The organism is Caldimonas thermodepolymerans (assembly GCF_015476235.1).
Classification (GTDB): Bacteria; Pseudomonadota; Gammaproteobacteria; order Burkholderiales; family Burkholderiaceae_C; genus Caldimonas; species Caldimonas thermodepolymerans.
The window spans coordinates 2,221,910-2,237,796 of record NZ_CP064338.1 but is presented as its reverse complement, the minus strand read 5'-3'; the positions used below and the strand labels follow the sequence as shown (position 1 = coordinate 2,237,796).

The following is a 15,887-nucleotide window of genomic DNA, read 5'->3' as shown; positions in this document are numbered from 1 at the left end:
CGGCAGGTTCCACGGTGTCAAGAACGGATCAAGCCCGGGTTCGTGAGCGTTGGTGACGGTTCCTGTGCATATTCTCAGGTTGACCTTGACGAGTGCAGAGCAAATGGCGCGAACCCGCTCCCTGTCCAGCCCAACTCGATAGAATCGTTTCATGCCCAGCGACACGCCCAAGCTCCCAGCAACGCTCGCCCAGCCCGCGCTGCCGGACGGCGGGGAAGGAACTGTCGTTGTCGAAAGACAGTCATCGAAGGTGGAGCCGCCCCGTCTGTACCAGGTGGTCATGCTGAACGACGACTACACCCCGATGGAATTCGTGGTGATGGTGCTTCAGCAGTACTTCCACCGGGACCTGGAGACGGCGACCCACATCATGCTGAAGATCCACCACGAAGGCCGCGGCGTCTGTGGCGTCTACACCAAGGACATAGCCGCCACGAAAGTCGAATTGGTGCTTGCCGCCGCGCGCCGCGCGGGGCATCCTTTGCAGTGCATTATGGAGGCCGCATGATTGCCCAGGAACTTGAAGTCAGCCTGCACATGGCGTTCGTCGAGGCGCGCCAGCAGCGCCACGAGTTCATCACGGTGGAGCACCTGCTGCTGGCACTGCTCGACAACCCGTCGGCGGCCGAGGTGCTGCGGGCGTGCTCGGCCAACATCGATGACCTGCGCAAGAGCCTGACGCAGTTCATCAAGGAAAACACGCCGACCGTCGGCGGCACCGACGAGGTCGACACGCAGCCGACGCTGGGCTTCCAGCGCGTGATCCAGCGCGCGATCATGCACGTGCAGTCCACCGGCAGCGGCAAGAAGGAAGTGACCGGCGCGAACGTGCTGGTGGCGATCTTCGGCGAGAAGGATTCGCATGCGGTCTATTACCTGCACCAGCAGGGCGTGACCCGCCTGGACGTGGTCAACTACATCGCCCACGGCATCCGCAAGTCCGATCCGCCCGAGCCGGCCAAGCCCGCCGAGGGCAGCGGCCAGGAGGTCGAGAAGGAAGAGGGCGAGGGCAAGGGGTCGCCGCTGGAGCAGTTCACCCAGAACCTCAACCAGCTGGCGCGCGAGGGCAAGATCGACCCGCTGATCGGCCGCGAGCAGGAAGTCGAGCGCGTGATCCAGGTGCTGTGCCGCCGGCGCAAGAACAACCCGCTGCTGGTCGGCGAGGCGGGCGTGGGCAAGACCGCGATCGCCGAGGGGCTGGCCTGGCGCATCACCGAAGGCGACGTGCCCGAGGTGCTGTCCGATTCCGTGGTCTACGCGCTGGACATGGGCGCGCTGCTGGCCGGCACCAAGTACCGCGGCGACTTCGAGCAGCGCCTCAAGGGCGTGCTCAAGGCGCTGAAGGACCAGCCCAACGCGATCCTGTTCATCGACGAGATCCACACGCTGATCGGGGCGGGGGCGGCCTCGGGCGGCACGCTCGATGCGAGCAACCTGCTCAAGCCGGCGCTGAGCTCGGGCACGCTCAAGTGCATCGGCGCGACCACCTTCAACGAGTACCGCGGCATCTTCGAGAAGGACGCGGCGCTGTCGCGGCGCTTCCAGAAGATCGACGTGGTCGAGCCGTCGGTCGAGCAGACCGTGGAGATCCTCAAGGGCCTGAAGTCGCGCTTCGAGGACCACCACAACGTCAAGTACGCGCTCAACGCGCTGCAGGCGGCTGCCGAGCTGTCGGCCAAGTACATCAATGACCGCCACCTGCCCGACAAGGCGATCGACGTGATCGACGAGGCGGGCGCGGCGCAGCGCATCCTGCCCAAGAGCAAGCAGAAGAAGACCATCACCCGCGCCGAGGTCGAGGAGATCGTCGCGAAGATCGCGCGCATCCCGCCGGCGAGCGTCAGCAACGACGACCGCTCCAAGCTCAAGAACCTCGACCGCGACCTCAAGAGCGTGGTGTTCGGCCAGGACGAGGCGATCGACGCGCTGGCCGCGGCGATCAAGATGGCGCGCTCGGGCCTGGGCAAGCCGGACAAGCCGATCGGCTCGTTCCTGTTCAGCGGCCCCACCGGCGTGGGCAAGACCGAGGTGGCCAAGCAGCTCGCCTACATCCTGGGCATCGAGCTGATCCGCTTCGACATGTCCGAGTACATGGAGCGCCATGCGGTGAGCCGCCTGATCGGCGCGCCGCCGGGCTACGTGGGCTTTGACCAGGGTGGCCTGCTGACCGAGGCGATCACGAAGAAGCCGCACGCGGTGCTGCTGCTCGACGAGATCGAGAAGGCGCACCCGGACGTCTTCAACGTGCTGCTGCAGGTCATGGACCACGGCACGCTGACCGACAACAACGGGCGCAAGGCGGACTTCCGCAACGTCATCATCATCATGACGACCAACGCGGGCGCCGAGACCATGCAGAAGTCGACGATCGGCTTCACGACGCGGCGCGAGCAGGGCGACGAGATGGCCGACATCAAGCGGCTGTTCACGCCCGAGTTCCGCAATCGCCTGGACGCCATCGTCAGCTTCAAGCCGCTGAACGAGGAGATCATCCTGCGCGTGGTCGACAAGTTCCTGCTGCAACTGGAAAGCCAGCTGGCCGAGAAGAAGGTGGAAGCCACCTTCACCGACGCGCTGCGCCGCTACCTGGCACGCAAGGGCTTCGATCCGCTGATGGGCGCGCGCCCGATGCAGCGCCTGATCCAGGACACCATCCGCCGCGCGCTGGCCGACGAACTGCTGTTCGGCCAGCTGGTCGACGGTGGCCGGCTCACGGTCGACATCGACGACAAGGACGAGGTGGTGCTGGACATCCAGCCCAACCGGCGCAGCGACAAGCCGAAGGCCGAACCGGCGGTCACCGAGTGAGCGGCGGCGCCGGCCGGTGCCTCCCGCCAAGAGGGCCCTGCGGGGCCCTTTTTCACGCCTGCGACCGGGGTCCCGGTGGCGTTCAGGCGGGCGGATCCTGCCTGAAGTAGTCGCGGAACAGCTCGTGCAGCCGGGGGTGGGCGGCGCGGAAGCTCCCGGGGGCGACGAAGAAGGCTTCGGCCGCGACCGCGAAGAACTCGTCGACCGACTCCGCGCCGTAGGGATCGAGGAAGGTCTCGACGCCGGCGTCGACCTCGTCGCAGAAGCGCTCGTACTCGTCGTCGATCTGCGCGATCCAGGCCTCGCGCCGGGCGCGGTCGGGCAGGGGCGGCACGCCGTCGGGCTCGCCGTCGAGCATGTCGATCTTGTGGATGAACTCGTGGATCACGACGTTGTAGCCCAGCTCGGCCGACTGGCCGGCCTCCTGCACGTCCTGCCACGACAGCGTCACCGGGCCGCCTTCCATCGCCTCGCCGGCGAGCACCTCGTCGTACTCGTGCACGACGCCGGTCTCGTCGACCACGGTGCGGCGCGCGACGACCTGGTCGCCGTGCACGACGATGCCCACGAAGCCGTCGTAGAGGTGCAGCCCGAGCCGCAGCACCGGCAGGCAGGCCTGCGCGGCGATCGCCACGGCCACCTCGTCGGTGATCTGGAAGCCGCCCGCGCCGGTGAACTCCTTGCGGCGCAGGAACAGCGTGGCCAGGCGGCGCAGTTCGGCCAGGTCCTCGGCGCTGCGGCGCGCGAGGAACGGGTAGGCGTCGAGCACGCGGTGCCAGAGCCCGGCCGGGATCTCGTGCCTGCGCAGCAGGTGCGCTTCGCGTGCCTCACGCCAGCGTGACAGCCACCGGATCATGGCCCTCGTGGCGGCGGTTCAGGCCGGGGGAATGCGCTGCATGCCGTCGCGCGTCAGGCGCAGCACCTCGGCACGCGGGGGCCGGGCGTGGTCCAGGTCCCAGTCGCTCATCACGTGCCGCAGCACGCCCGGGGCCAGTGCATGGTCGGCCGGGCGGTGGGTGTGTCCGTGGATGAACGCGTCGGCGCGGGCCGCGCGCAGCCAGGCGAGGGCGGCCTCGGCGTGGAGGTCGCCGTAGGATTCCGGGCCCTGCGTACGCTTGCGGGCTTCGCTGGCCTCGCGCATCTGCGTGGCGACCTGGCGGCGCACCGCCAGCGGCTGGGCGAGGAAGCGCGCGGTCCAGGCCGGTTGCCGCACCTGGGCGCGAAAACGCTGGTAGTCCTCGTCGTCCAGGCACAGCGCGTCGCCGTGCGACAGCAGGTAGCGGCGCCCGGCGAACGCCAGCACCGTCGGGTCGGGCAGCAGGTGCACGCCGCAGCCGTCGAGCAGCCGCCCGCCGACCAGGAAGTCGCGGTTGCCGGCCATGAAACCGACCCAGCATCGCGCGGCCGCGGCGCGCAACACCTCGGCGCATTCGTGCTCGAATCCTTCGTCGGCCGCGTCGTCGCCGATCCAGACCTCGAACAGGTCGCCCAGGATCAGCACCGCATCGGCGGGCGTGTGCAGCAGGTGGTGCCGCCAGGCCTCGAAGGTGCGCGGCATCCCCGCCTGCAGGTGCAGGTCGGAGATCAGGTCGATGCACTGCCAGCCCGCAGGCGCGGGCAGTTCGTGCATCTCGGGCGTGGCGGGCAGGGCGCCGGAACTCACGGCGTGCAGGGGGACGGGATTCAGACCTCGACGGCCTTGGTGATCACGACGTCCTCCAGCGGCACGTCGTCGTGGAAACCCTTGCGGCCGGTCTTGACGCCCTTGATCTTGTCGACCACCTCGGTGCCTTCGACCACCTTGCCGAACACCGCGTAGCCCCAGCCCTGCAGGCTTTCGGAGCGGAAGTTCAGGAAGTCGTTGTCGGCGACGTTGATGAAGAACTGCGCCGTGGCCGAGTGCGGGACCTGGGTGCGCGCCATCGCGATGGTGTAGCGGTCGTTCTTCAGGCCGTTGTTGGCCTCGTTCTCGATCGGCGCATCGGTGGGCTTCTGGTTCATGCCCGGCTCGAAGCCGCCGCCCTGGATCATGAAGCCGTCGATGACGCGGTGGAAGATGGTGTTGTCGTAGTGGCCCTTGCGGACGTACGACAGGAAGTTGGCGACGGTCTTGGGCGCCTTTTCGGCGTCCAGCTCGATCCTGATGACGCCATGAGTGGTGTGCAGTTCAACGGCCATGTTCATTTCTCCACGGTGACCTTCTGGATGACGACCGGCTCGACCGGCACGTCCTGATGCATGCCCACCGTCGTGGTGCGCACGCGCTTGATGTTGTCGACGACGTCCATGCCGGCGACCACCTTGCCGAACACCGCGTAACCGTAGCCATCGCGCGAGTTGGCGGCGTCGAGGAAGACATTGTCCTTGACATTGATGAAGAACTGCGCGGTCGCGGAATGCGGGTGCGAGGTGCGCGCCATCGCGATCGTGCCGCGCCGGTTCGACCGGCCGTTGCGGCTCTCCAGCGGGATCGGCTCGCGCGTCGGCTTCTGCGCCATGTCGGGCGTGAAGCCGCCGCCCTGGATCATGAAGTTCTCGATCACGCGGTGGAACACCGTGCCGTCGTAGTGGCCGGCGCGCACGTACTGCAGGAAGTTCTCCACCGTCTTCGGTGCGCGGGCGGCGTCCAGTTCCAGCACGATGTCGCCCATCGAGGTGGTCATGCGCACCGTCTGCGCCGAGGCGAGCGGGGCGAGGGCGGCGGTCAGCGTCAGCGTCGCGAGGACATGGCGCAACTTGATCGTCATCCAGACACTCCTTGGGACAGCAGTCATCGCGCCATTGTCGCCCCGTCCGGGGCGGGCGGTTGTGCACGCGGGTGGTGCATGCGATGGCGCGGGCAGCGGCGCAGGCTGGCGCGGGCAGCAGCACGTCGGCATCCTGCCTGTCCGGGCAGGGCACGATGCCATGACGGCATAGCGGATATACTCGTCGGATTCTACTGTGCCCCTCGCGGCCATCCCTGCAAACCCGCATCCCTCGAGGTCTGGCGCCGTGTTGAAATTTCCGCGACCCTTCATGTGTCGCTGCGCCGGCCTCGGCGCCCGGCTCCCGGCCCGCTGATCTCCCGTACCGAAGCCCGGCGATTCATTTCGCAGATCCGTTCATGACGCTGTCGATCTACAACTCCCTCACGCGCCGCCAAGAACCGTTCGAGCCGATCGAGCCCGGCCACGTGCGCATGTACGTGTGCGGAATGACGATCTACGACTACTGCCATATCGGGCACGCGCGCATGATGCTGGCGTTCGACGTGGTACAGCGCTGGCTCAAGGTGCTCGGCTACCGCGTCACCTACGTGCGCAACATCACCGACATCGACGACAAGATCATCCGGCGGGCGCTGGAGCGCGGCATCACGATCCGCCAGCTGACCGAGGAGATGGCCCAGGCCATGCACGAGGACATCGCGGCGCTGGGCATCGAGCCGCCGACCCACGAGCCGCGCGCGACCGAGTACGTGCCGCAGATGGTGCGCATGATCGAGCAGCTCGAAGACAGGGGCCTGGCCTATCGCACGCCGCACGGCGACGTGAACTTCGCGGTGCGGCGTTTCCCCGGTTACGGCAAGCTGTCGGGCAAGTCGCTCGACCAGCTGCGCGCGGGCGAGCGTGTCGCGGTATCCGGGGACAAGGAAGACCCGCTCGACTTCGTGCTGTGGAAGGCGGCCAAGGACACCGAACCCGACGATGCAAAATGGGATGCGCCGTTCGGCCGCGGGCGTCCGGGCTGGCACATCGAGTGCTCCGCGATGAGCTGCGCGCTGCTGGGCGAGCATTTCGACATCCACGGTGGCGGCATGGACCTGCAGTTCCCGCACCACGAGAACGAGATCGCGCAAAGCGAAGGCGCGACGGGCAAGCCGTTCGTCAACGTGTGGATGCACAACGGCTTCGTCAACGTCGACAACGAGAAGATGTCGAAGTCGCTCGGCAACTTCTTCACCATCCGCGACGTGCTCAAGAGCTACGACGGGCAGACGCTGCGCTTCTTCATGCTGCGCACGCACTACCGCAGCCAGTTCAACTACAGCGATGCGCACCTCGAGGACGCGCGCCATGCCCTGCGTCGCCTGTACACGGCGCTGGACGCGGTGCCGCCCGCCGAGGTGAGCATCGACTGGAACGAGCCGCACGCGGCGCGTTTCCGCGCGGCGATGAACGACGACTTCAACACCGCCGAGGCGGTGGCGGTGCTGTTCGAGCTGGCCACGGAAGTGAACCGCACGCGCTCGGCCGCGCTGGCCGGCCTGCTGAAGGCGCTGGGTGGCACGCTGGGCATTCTCCAGGGCTCGCCGCGCGAGTACCTGCAGGGCGGACACACCGGCGGGCTGGACGAAGCGGCGATCCAGGCGCAGATCGAGGCCCGCGCGGCGGCGAAGAAGGCCAAGAACTACGCCGAGGCCGACCGCATCCGCGCCGCGCTGGCCGAGCAGGGCATCGTGCTGCAGGACACGCCGCAGGGCACCACCTGGGTGCGGGCCTGAGGGCGGCGCATGGCGATGTCCAAGGTCGTCACGCCCGACTACTGGGACGAGGCGTGCAAGCATCTGTCGCGGCGCGACCGCGTGATGCGCAAGCTGATCCCGCGCTTCGGCGAGGCCCGGCTGCAAAGCCGCGGCGACGCCTTCACGACGCTGGCGCGCTCCATCGTGGGGCAGCAGATCTCGGTCAAGGCGGCGCAGGCGGTCTGGGACCGCTTCGCGGCGCTGCTGAGCGGGCCGTCCAACCGGATCTCGCCGGCCGAGGTGCTGCAGCTGCCCGTCGAGGCGCTGCGCACGGCCGGGCTGTCCGCGCGCAAGGTGGAGTACCTGCGTGACCTGGCCAGCCACTTCCACAGTGGCGCGGTGCACGTCAAGGAATGGGCGGCGATGGAGGACGAAGCCATCATCGAGGAACTGGTGGCCATCCGCGGCATCGGCCGCTGGACGGCCGAGATGTTCCTCATCTTCCACCTGATGCGCCCGAACGTGCTGCCGCTGGACGACCTCGGCCTGCTCAAGGGCATCAGCATCAACTACTTCAGCGGCGAGCCGGTGTCGCGGGCGGAAGCCCGGGAAGTGGGCGAGGCCTGGGCCCCGTTTCGCTCGGTGGCCACGTGGTACATTTGGCGCAGCCTCGACCCCCTGCCGGTGGAATACTGACCACCATACAACCATAAGAAGCGCGAGGCGCCTCGTTCACAGATGGATGACTTGGGATGAGTAAACGACACTTTCTCGAGTTCGAGCAGCCCATTGCCGAGCTTGAAACCAAGATCGACGAGCTGCGCTACGTCCAGACCGAGTCGGCCGTCGACATCTCCGAAGAGATCGACCGGCTCAGCAAGAAGAGCCTGCAGCTGACCAAGGACATCTACGCCAACCTGTCCCCCTGGCAGGTCACGCAGATTGCACGGCACCCGCAGCGGCCGTACACGCTGGACTACATCAACGAGATCTTCACCGAGTTCCAGGAACTGCACGGCGACCGCCATTTTGCCGACGACCAGTCCATCGTCGGCGGCCTGGCGCGCTTCAACGGGCAGGCCTGCATGGTGATCGGCCACCAGAAGGGCCGCGACACCAAGGAGCGCGCCGCGCGCAACTTCGGCATGTCGCGTCCCGAGGGCTACCGCAAGGCGCTGCGCCTGATGAAGCTGGCCGAGAAGTTCGGCCTGCCGGTGTTCACCTTCGTCGACACGCCAGGCGCGTACCCGGGCATCGGCGCCGAGGAGCGCGGCCAGTCCGAGGCGATCGGCCGCAACATCTTCGAGATGGCGCAGCTGGAAGTGCCCATCATCGCGACCATCATCGGCGAGGGCGGCTCCGGCGGCGCGCTGGCGATCAGCGTCGGTGACCAGGTGCTGATGCTGCAGTACTCGGTGTACTCGGTGATCTCGCCGGAAGGTTGCGCCTCCATCCTCTGGAAGACCGCCGACCGTGCCGCCGAAGCGGCCGATGCACTGGGCATCACGGCGCACCGCCTGAAGGCGCTGGGCCTGATCGACAAGATCGTCAATGAACCGGTCGGCGGTGCACACCGCGATCCGAAGCAGATGGCGGCCTACCTGAAGCGTGCGCTCAACGATGCGCTGCGCCAGGTCAGCGACCTCAAGCCCAAGGAGCTGCTGCAGCGCCGCTACGAGCGCCTGCAGAGCTACGGGCGCTTCATCGACACCAAAGAGCGCTGATGAACGCGCGGCTGTCGGCCGATCGCCCGTGCGTGGCGGTGGCCTACAGCGGCGGGCGCGATTCCAGCGCCTTGCTCCATGCCACGCTCAGGGCCGCACGGGACGCAGGCGTCCAGGTGCTGGCCCTGCATGTCCATCATGGCCTGCAGCCGCAGGCCGACGCGTGGCTGGACCATTGCGAGCGGCAGTGCGCCGCCTGGCGGCGCCGGGGCTGGCCGGTCACCTTCGTCAGCCGGCGGCTGGACCTTCGACCCGGCAAGGGAGAGAGCATCGAGGCGGTCGCGCGCGACGCGCGCTATGCCGCGCTGCGCGAGATGGCCTTGTCGCATGGTGCGAACACGGTGCTGCTGGCCCACCACCGCCAGGACCAGGCCGAGACCTTCCTGTTGCAGGCGCTGCGCGGCGCGGGTGTGGCCGGGCTGGCCGGCATGCCGGTGGCGGTCGAGCGCGACGGCGTGGCCTGGGTGCGCCCGTGGCTCGCCCAGCCGCGCGCAGCGATCGAGGCCTACGTGCGGCGCTATCGCCTGCGCTACGTCGATGACGACAGCAATGCCGACGCCCGCTATGCCCGCAACCGCCTGCGCCTGCAGGTGTGGCCGGCCCTGACGCAGGCCTTCGGGCAGGCCGAGGCCGCGCTGGCCGATGCCGCCGCCTGGGCGCGCGAGGCGGCCGCCTGCCTGGACGAACTGGCCGCGCAGGACCTGGCCGTCGTGGCGACGCCGCAGGGCCTGCAGCTGCAGCCCTGGCAGGCGCTCGGTGCCGCACGCGCGCGCAACGCCTTGCGGGCTTGGTACCGCGCACAGGCCGGCGAGCCCTTGCCCGCCAGCTGGGTGGACCGCCTGTGGGACGAGCTGCCGTGCGTGCGCACCGGCCAGTGGCCGCTGCCGCAGGGCGTGCTGCGCAGCTACCGCGGGGTGCTGCGCTGGCAGCCGGCGGTCGCCGCGGCGCCGGCGGGCGCACCGATGCCGGAGACCTTGCTGCAGGTGCGCCGCGCCGGCCGCTACGAACTGCCGGGCTGGGGCGGCGTGCTGCACGTGGAGCGCTGCGATGGCTGCGGCGGCGTGCCGCTGGCGCTGCTGGAGGCGCTGCGCCTCGTGCCGCGCCAGGGCGGCGAGCGGTTCCAGGCCGGGGCAGGGCGGCCGCCGCGCAGCCTGAAGAAGCAGTTCCAGCAGGCCGGCGTGCCTGGCTGGGCGCGCCAGGGGCCGCTGCTGTACGCGGGCGATGCCCTGGTGTTCGTGCCGGGGCTGGGCCTGGATGCGCGCGCCGTGGCCATGCCCGGCCGCTCACGCGTGACGCTGCGCTGGGAGCCGCTGGCTCCGGCCTGAAGGCCCCCGCGTCCGGGTTGCTGCGCTGCAACAGGATACAATCGCCGTTTCGTTCGCGACGCGGCGCGAATCCTGACTTCCGACCTCCCGCGCACCCAACTCCCAGTACCGGACTTCGATGGCACTGATCGTTCACAAGTACGGCGGCACCTCGATGGGCTCGACCGAGCGCATCCGCAACGTCGCCAAGCGCGTCGCCAAATGGGCACGGGCCGGCCACCAGATGGTGGTGGTGCCGTCGGCCATGAGCGGCGAAACCAACCGGCTGCTTGCCCTGGCCAAGGAACTTGCGCCGTCCACGCAGACCACCGCATACGCCCGCGAGCTGGACATGATCGCCGCCACCGGCGAGCAGGTCTCGGTGGGGCTGCTGTCGATCGCGCTGCAGGCCGAAGGGCTGCAGGCGGTGAGCTACACCGGCTGGCAGGTGCCCATCAAGACCGACTCCGCCTACACCAAGGCGCGCATCCAGAGCATCGATGACGCCCGCGTGCGCGCCGACCTGGACGCCGGAAAGATCGTCATCATCACCGGCTTCCAGGGCATCGACGACGATGGCAACATCACCACGCTGGGCCGCGGCGGTTCCGACACTTCGGCCGTCGCGGTGGCCGCGGCGATGAAGGCCGACGAGTGCCTGATCTACACCGACGTCGACGGCGTCTACACCACCGACCCGCGCATCGTGCCCGAGGCGCGTCGCCTGCGCACCATCAGCTTCGAGGAAATGCTGGAGATGGCCAGCCTCGGCTCCAAGGTGCTGCAGATCCGGTCGGTCGAGTTCGCCGGCAAGTACCGCGTGCCGCTGCGTGTGCTGTCGAGCTTCACGCCGTGGGACATCCCGATCGAGGAAGAAGCCAGGTCGGGAACGCTGATCACCTTTGAGGAAGACGAGAACATGGAACAAGCCGTTGTGTCGGGCATCGCCTTCAACCGCGACGAAGCCAAGATCACCGTGATCGGTGTGCCGGACCGCCCGGGCATCGCGTACCAGATCCTCGGTGCGGTGGCCGACGCGAACATCGACGTCGACGTGATCCTGCAGAACGTCTCGCACGAGGGCAAGACCGACTTCTCGTTCACGGTCCATCGCAACGACTACGAGAAGACGATGGACCTGCTGAACAGCAAGGTGGTGCCCGCGCTGGGCGCCGAGAAGGTGATCGGCGACACCAAGATCTGCAAGGTGTCCATCGTCGGCATCGGCATGCGCTCGCACGCCGGCGTGGCCGCGACGATGTTCCGCGCGCTGAGCGAGGAAGGCATCAACATCAAGATGATCACCACGAGCGAGATCAAGACCAGCGTCGTGATCGACGAGAAGTACATGGAGCTCGCCGTGCGCGCGCTGCACAAGGCGTTCGGGCTGGACCAGGAATCTGCGGCCTGATTTCGCCGCAGAGGCATTTTCCGGTTTAGAATGCCGCTTTCGCCGATTTTCCGGTTGGAGACGTGACCGAGAGGCCGAAGGTGCTCCCCTGCTAAGGGAGTATGCGGTGTAGAGCCGCATCGAGGGTTCGAATCCCTCCGTCTCCGCCAAGGCCAAAGCAGAAAAGCCGCTTTCGAGCGGCTTTTTTGTTGCCTGTCCTTTCCTGCCTGCCCGGCACCACGGACCGGGCATGGCGCGCACTCCACCGTCCACGCACGCGCGCTCCTCCACCAGGCATGCGCCGCGGCAGCGTGCTGCCGCGCTCCGTTCCTGTCCCGTCACCCGGCCCATGCCGGACCACCTCCGCCCCACGCATCGCACGGCCGCGCCCGGCGCCTGCGCGCGTGCACGTTCCGGCGCGGCTGTCCCCTTTCGCCGGGGCAGACGCGAGCCGGTGCGGTTTCCACAATGCCTGCCAGACCGGAACGACGGCAACGCGACAGACGCTGCGCCACTTGCATGCGTTCCGGCCAGGAGACAGGAAAGGACAACGAGGACATGGACACGCGTGCCACGAACGATGCAGCGGCGCCGGCTCCCTATGACGTGATCATCGTCGGCTACGGGCCGACCGGCGCGACGCTGGCCAACCTGCTGGGGCTGCGCGGCTTCACCGTGGCGGTGGTCGACAAGCTGCCCGACGTGTACGACAAGCCGCGCGCGATCACGGCGGACCACGAGGTGATGCGGATCTTCCAGGCCTGCGGGCTGGCCGACGAGATCTCGGCCGACACCATCCCGCACCCGGGCACCGACTACATCGGCCTGCACGACCAGGTCATCAAGCGCTTCTACCCTGCGCCGGCCCCGCACCCGCTGTCGTGGGAGCCGACGTGGATGTTCGTGCAGCCGACGCTGGAGCGCAGCCTGCGGCGCGGCGTCGAGCGCTTCGACACGGTGCATACCTACCTCGCGCACGAGCTGGTGCGTTACGAGGAGCGCGAGGAGGACGTCGTCGTGCACCTGAACCGCCTGTCCGACGACCGGCCGGTCACGCTGCGCGGACGTTACCTGGTGGGCAGCGACGGCGCGCGCAGCGTGGTGCGCCGGCAGATGAACGGCACGATCGAGGACCTGGCCTTCGACGAATGGTGGATCGTCGTCGATGCCTGGCTGCGCGGCGACGCCGGGTTGCCGCCGCGCGCGACGCAGTACTGCCATCCGTGGCGGCCGGGCTCCTTCATCGTCGGCCCGGGCGACCTGCGGCGCTGGGAGATCAAGATCCTGCCGGACGAGAGGCCGGAATCGTTCGAGTCCCGCGAGCGCCTGCTCGAGGTGCTCTCGCACTTCGTCGACGTCTCCATGATCGAGATCCACCGCGTCGCGATCTACCGCTTCCACGCGCTGGTGGTCGAGGACTGGGGGCACCGGCGCGTGTTCCTGATGGGCGACGCGGCACACCAGACGCCGCCGTTCATGGGCCAGGGCATGTGTGCCGGCATCCGAGACGCCGACAACTTCGCCTGGAAGCTCGAGGGCGTGATGCGCCGCGGCTACCACCCGCGGTTGCTGCACAGCTACACGCAGGAACGCAAGCCGCACGTGCGCACGCTCGTCGCGCATGCCAAGACCTTCGGCCAGATCATCGGCGAGCTCGACCTGGAGGCCGCCCGCCGCCGCGACGAGCTGCTCGGCGAGCAGCTGCGCAACGGCACCGCCGAGACCATCCGCCAGAAGTTCGTGCCGGGCCTGGAAACTGGTGTGCTCGGCCGACGCGCGGACGGGACGCTGGCGTGCGGCGCGGGTGACCTGTTCGTGCAGCCCTGGGTGCGCAGCGGCACGCAGCGCGTGCGCATGGACGACTGCCTGGGTCGCTCCTTCTCGCTGGTGCTGGCCGACGCGCAGGCGCTGGAGTGGATCGACGCGCGGGTGCAGCAGGCGCTGCAGCGCGTCGGCGCCAGCGTGGTGCTGCTGGGCCAGGCGCCGGGCGTGCGGTGCTGCGAGGAGGAGGGGCACCTGGCGCGCGACTGGTTCCGCGAGCGCGGCGCGCGCGTCGCGCTGGTGCGACCGGACCACTACGCCTTCGGCTGCGCCGACGACCCCGCGGCGCTGCGCGAGCTGTGCGACCAGCTGGTGGCCGCGCTCGTCGAGGAACCCGCGATGGCGGCCTGACTGTCCCGGCCCGGCGGGACAGACAGCCCCCGGCCATCTTCCTAAATTGGGCACGACCCGCAACGCACGAGAGGATCCAGACAGATGTTCGTCGAGCAACGGACCTACGTCCTGCAACCCGGCAAGGTCCGGGAGTACCTGGCGCTGTACGAGTCCATGGGGCTGGCGCCGCAGAAGCGCATCCTGGGCCGCCTGGTCGGCTACTACTCGAGCGAGATCGGCGGCCTGAACCAGGTCGTCCACATGTGGGCGTTCAAGGATCTCGACGAACGCCAGGAGCGCCGGGCACGGCTGCAGGCCGACCCCGAGTTCCGCGCCTACGTCAGCCGGATGCTGCCGTTGCTGGTCAGCCAGACCTCGCAGATCCTGGTGCCCGCCCCGTTCTTCACGCCGGTGTGGGACCCCATGCCGGACGAAGCGTCCTGATCCCTTCGATACCGACCATTCAAGGAGACAACCATGCTTTGCAAGAAGCTGCACCATGCGGCGTACCGTTGCCGGGATGCGGCCGAGACGGTCAAGTTCTACACCGAGGTGCTCGGGCTGAAGTTCTCGCACGCGATGGGCGAGGACCACGTGCCGTCCACCGGCAAGTATTCGCCGCACGTGCACATCTTCTTCGAGATGGAAGATGGCTCGAGCATTGCCTTCTTCGAGTGCCCGCAGGATCCCGGCGAGCCGTCGGGCCGCGACCCGGGCACGCCCGACTGGGTGCAGCACTTCGCGTTCGAGGTGGAGAGCGTCGAGGTGCTGCTCCAGGCCAAGGCCGACCTGGAGGCCAAGGGGCTGAAGGTGATCGGCCCGACCAACCACGACGACTTCATCGAGTCGATCTACTTCTTCGACCCCTCCGGCCACCGCCTGGAGCTGACCGCGCGCACCTGCCACGACCCGGTGCGCCTGAAGTCCTTCGAGGACGAGGCGCCTCAGGTGCTCGCGCTGTGGGAGAAGACCCACGACTGGTCGCAGCGCCACCTGCTGTTCGGCAGCCGCAGCGGCTACCAGCGTGACCAGGCGGCGAACAAGGAGGTGTCGGCATGATCCTCGCGACGCTGGACAACGGATCGCGCGACGGCGAACTGCTGGTGGTCGACCGCGAGCGCCGGCGCGCGGTGAGCGCGAAGGACGTGGTGCCGACCCTGCAGGCGGCGCTGGACGACTGGGACGCCTGCGCCGGCGACCTGCAGGCGCTGTCGGACGCGCTGAACGCCGGCCGCGTCGCGCAGGCGTTCGACCTGGCCCGGGTGAAGCTGGTGGCGCCGCTGCCACGGCCGTTCGCGTTCTACGACACGGCTGCCTACCCCGAGCACATCTCGGTGATCCGGCAGGCGCGCGGCGCGACGCTGCCGGCGGACTTCCACGAGCGGCCGCTGATGTACCAGTCGGTCGCCGCCCCGATGATGGCGCCCGACGCGCCGATCGTCGTGGACGACGACGCGTCGCTGGGCGTGGACCTCGAGGCCGAGATCGTCGCGATCGTCAGCGACGTGGCGCCAGGCACGACGGCCGACGAGGCGGCGGGGAAGATCCGCCTGCTGGGCCTGATCAACGACGTCTCGTTGCGCCACCTGGTCGCGCCGGAGCTGGCGCGCGGCTTCGGCTTCCTGCAGAGCAAGCCGGAAAGCGCGATGGGGCCGTTCGTCGTCACGCCCGACGAGCTGGGGCCGCTGTGGAACGGCCGCATGTTCACCGGCGGCAGCTACCGCATCCACGTGCGCGGCCAGTGGCTCGGCGACCTCGACCCGGGCCAGGACGTGATCTTCGACTACGCCCAGCTGGTCGCCTACGCCGCGCGGACGCGCCACATCGTGGCGGGCAGCCTGTTCGCGGCGGGGACGCTGGCCAACAAGGACCGTCGCCATGGCAGCGGCTGCATCGCCGAGCAGCGTGCGCGCGAGCAGATCACCGAAGGCGCGCCCAGGACCGAGCTGCTGCGCTTCGGCGACGAGGTGCACCTGGAGATGTTCGACGCCGAGGGCCGTTCGGTCTTCGGCGCGATCCGGCAGCGGCTGCAACGCCGCACCGGCTAGCCGGCACGACCC

15 protein-coding genes and 1 tRNA gene are annotated in these 15,887 nt (G+C 68.6%); 12 read left to right on the top strand and 4 right to left on the bottom strand.

Going from position 1 to position 15,887, the window contains the following annotated elements; translation table 11 throughout:
• Nucleotides 1-151: 151 nt before the first annotated feature.
• A complete protein-coding gene (gene clpS / locus IS481_RS10455; protein WP_104356866.1) occupies nucleotides 152-508 on the top strand; it encodes an ATP-dependent Clp protease adapter ClpS in 357 nt (118 codons plus the stop codon).
• The gene (gene clpA, locus IS481_RS10450) at nucleotides 505-2,808 is read left to right on the top strand and encodes an ATP-dependent Clp protease ATP-binding subunit ClpA (RefSeq protein WP_104356865.1); all 2,304 of its coding nucleotides are present in this window, start codon (nucleotides 505-507) and stop codon (nucleotides 2,806-2,808) included. The genes clpS and clpA overlap by 4 nt, the downstream gene beginning before the upstream one ends.
• Before the next feature lie 82 nt (nucleotides 2,809-2,890).
• Here clpA and IS481_RS10445 read toward each other — a convergent pair whose 3' ends face one another.
• Genes IS481_RS10445 through IS481_RS10430 form a run of 4 tightly spaced genes read right to left on the bottom strand, consistent with a single transcriptional unit; the run spans nucleotide 2,891 to nucleotide 5,555 of the window.
• Nucleotides 2,891-3,664 carry a M90 family metallopeptidase gene (locus tag IS481_RS10445; protein WP_104356864.1) on the bottom strand — a complete coding sequence of 258 codons (774 nt, stop codon included), beginning with the start codon at nucleotides 3,662-3,664 and terminating at the stop codon, nucleotides 2,891-2,893.
• Between the two features lie 18 nt (nucleotides 3,665-3,682).
• Complete coding sequence (locus IS481_RS10440; protein ID WP_104357080.1) at nucleotides 3,683-4,438, bottom strand: UDP-2,3-diacylglucosamine diphosphatase; 756 nt, start codon at nucleotides 4,436-4,438, stop codon at nucleotides 3,683-3,685.
• 53 nt (nucleotides 4,439-4,491) lie between these two features.
• Nucleotides 4,492-4,986: a peptidylprolyl isomerase gene (locus IS481_RS10435; protein WP_104356863.1), complete on the bottom strand. Its 495-nt coding sequence runs from the start codon at nucleotides 4,984-4,986 to the stop codon at nucleotides 4,492-4,494.
• Nucleotides 4,987-4,988: 2 nt separating this feature from the next.
• On the bottom strand, nucleotides 4,989-5,555 hold the full coding sequence (locus IS481_RS10430) for a peptidylprolyl isomerase (RefSeq protein WP_104356862.1): 567 nt from the start codon (nucleotides 5,553-5,555) through the stop codon (nucleotides 4,989-4,991).
• Between the two features lie 359 nt (nucleotides 5,556-5,914).
• On the opposite strand from IS481_RS10430, the gene cysS reads away from it, so the two are divergent.
• From cysS to IS481_RS10380, 10 genes are all read left to right on the top strand, one after another.
• Entirely contained in the window at nucleotides 5,915-7,294 is a 1,380-nt protein-coding gene (gene cysS / locus IS481_RS10425) for a cysteine--tRNA ligase (RefSeq protein ID WP_104356861.1), read from the top strand.
• Nucleotides 7,295-7,309: 15 nt separating this feature from the next.
• A complete protein-coding gene (locus IS481_RS10420; protein WP_104357079.1) occupies nucleotides 7,310-7,951 on the top strand; it encodes a DNA-3-methyladenine glycosylase family protein in 642 nt (213 codons plus the stop codon).
• 56 nt (nucleotides 7,952-8,007) lie between these two features.
• On the top strand, nucleotides 8,008-8,979 hold the full coding sequence (locus IS481_RS10415; RefSeq protein ID WP_104356860.1) for an acetyl-CoA carboxylase carboxyltransferase subunit alpha: 972 nt from the start codon (nucleotides 8,008-8,010) through the stop codon (nucleotides 8,977-8,979).
• Entirely contained in the window at nucleotides 8,979-10,304 is a 1,326-nt protein-coding gene (gene tilS / locus IS481_RS10410; RefSeq protein WP_104356859.1) for a tRNA lysidine(34) synthetase TilS, read from the top strand. Before IS481_RS10415 ends, tilS begins: the two co-directional genes overlap by 1 nt.
• Before the next feature lie 118 nt (nucleotides 10,305-10,422).
• Complete coding sequence (locus IS481_RS10405) at nucleotides 10,423-11,694, top strand: aspartate kinase (RefSeq protein ID WP_104356858.1); 1,272 nt, start codon at nucleotides 10,423-10,425, stop codon at nucleotides 11,692-11,694.
• 56 nt (nucleotides 11,695-11,750) lie between these two features.
• Nucleotides 11,751-11,843 (top strand) — tRNA-Ser (locus IS481_RS10400).
• Between the two features lie 388 nt (nucleotides 11,844-12,231).
• On the top strand, nucleotides 12,232-13,845 hold the full coding sequence (locus IS481_RS10395) for a bifunctional 3-(3-hydroxy-phenyl)propionate/3-hydroxycinnamic acid hydroxylase (protein WP_170067445.1): 1,614 nt from the start codon (nucleotides 12,232-12,234) through the stop codon (nucleotides 13,843-13,845).
• An 84-nt stretch (nucleotides 13,846-13,929) separates the two neighbouring features.
• Complete coding sequence (locus IS481_RS10390; RefSeq protein ID WP_104356856.1) at nucleotides 13,930-14,271, top strand: NIPSNAP family protein; 342 nt, start codon at nucleotides 13,930-13,932, stop codon at nucleotides 14,269-14,271.
• Between the two features lie 33 nt (nucleotides 14,272-14,304).
• Nucleotides 14,305-14,886 (top strand): VOC family protein, encoded by a 582-nt coding sequence (locus IS481_RS10385; protein WP_104356855.1) that lies wholly within the window; start codon nucleotides 14,305-14,307, stop codon nucleotides 14,884-14,886.
• Nucleotides 14,883-15,875 (top strand): fumarylacetoacetate hydrolase family protein, encoded by a 993-nt coding sequence (locus IS481_RS10380; RefSeq protein ID WP_104356854.1) that lies wholly within the window; start codon nucleotides 14,883-14,885, stop codon nucleotides 15,873-15,875. The genes IS481_RS10385 and IS481_RS10380 overlap by 4 nt, the downstream gene beginning before the upstream one ends.
• Nucleotides 15,876-15,887: the final 12 nt, after the last annotated feature.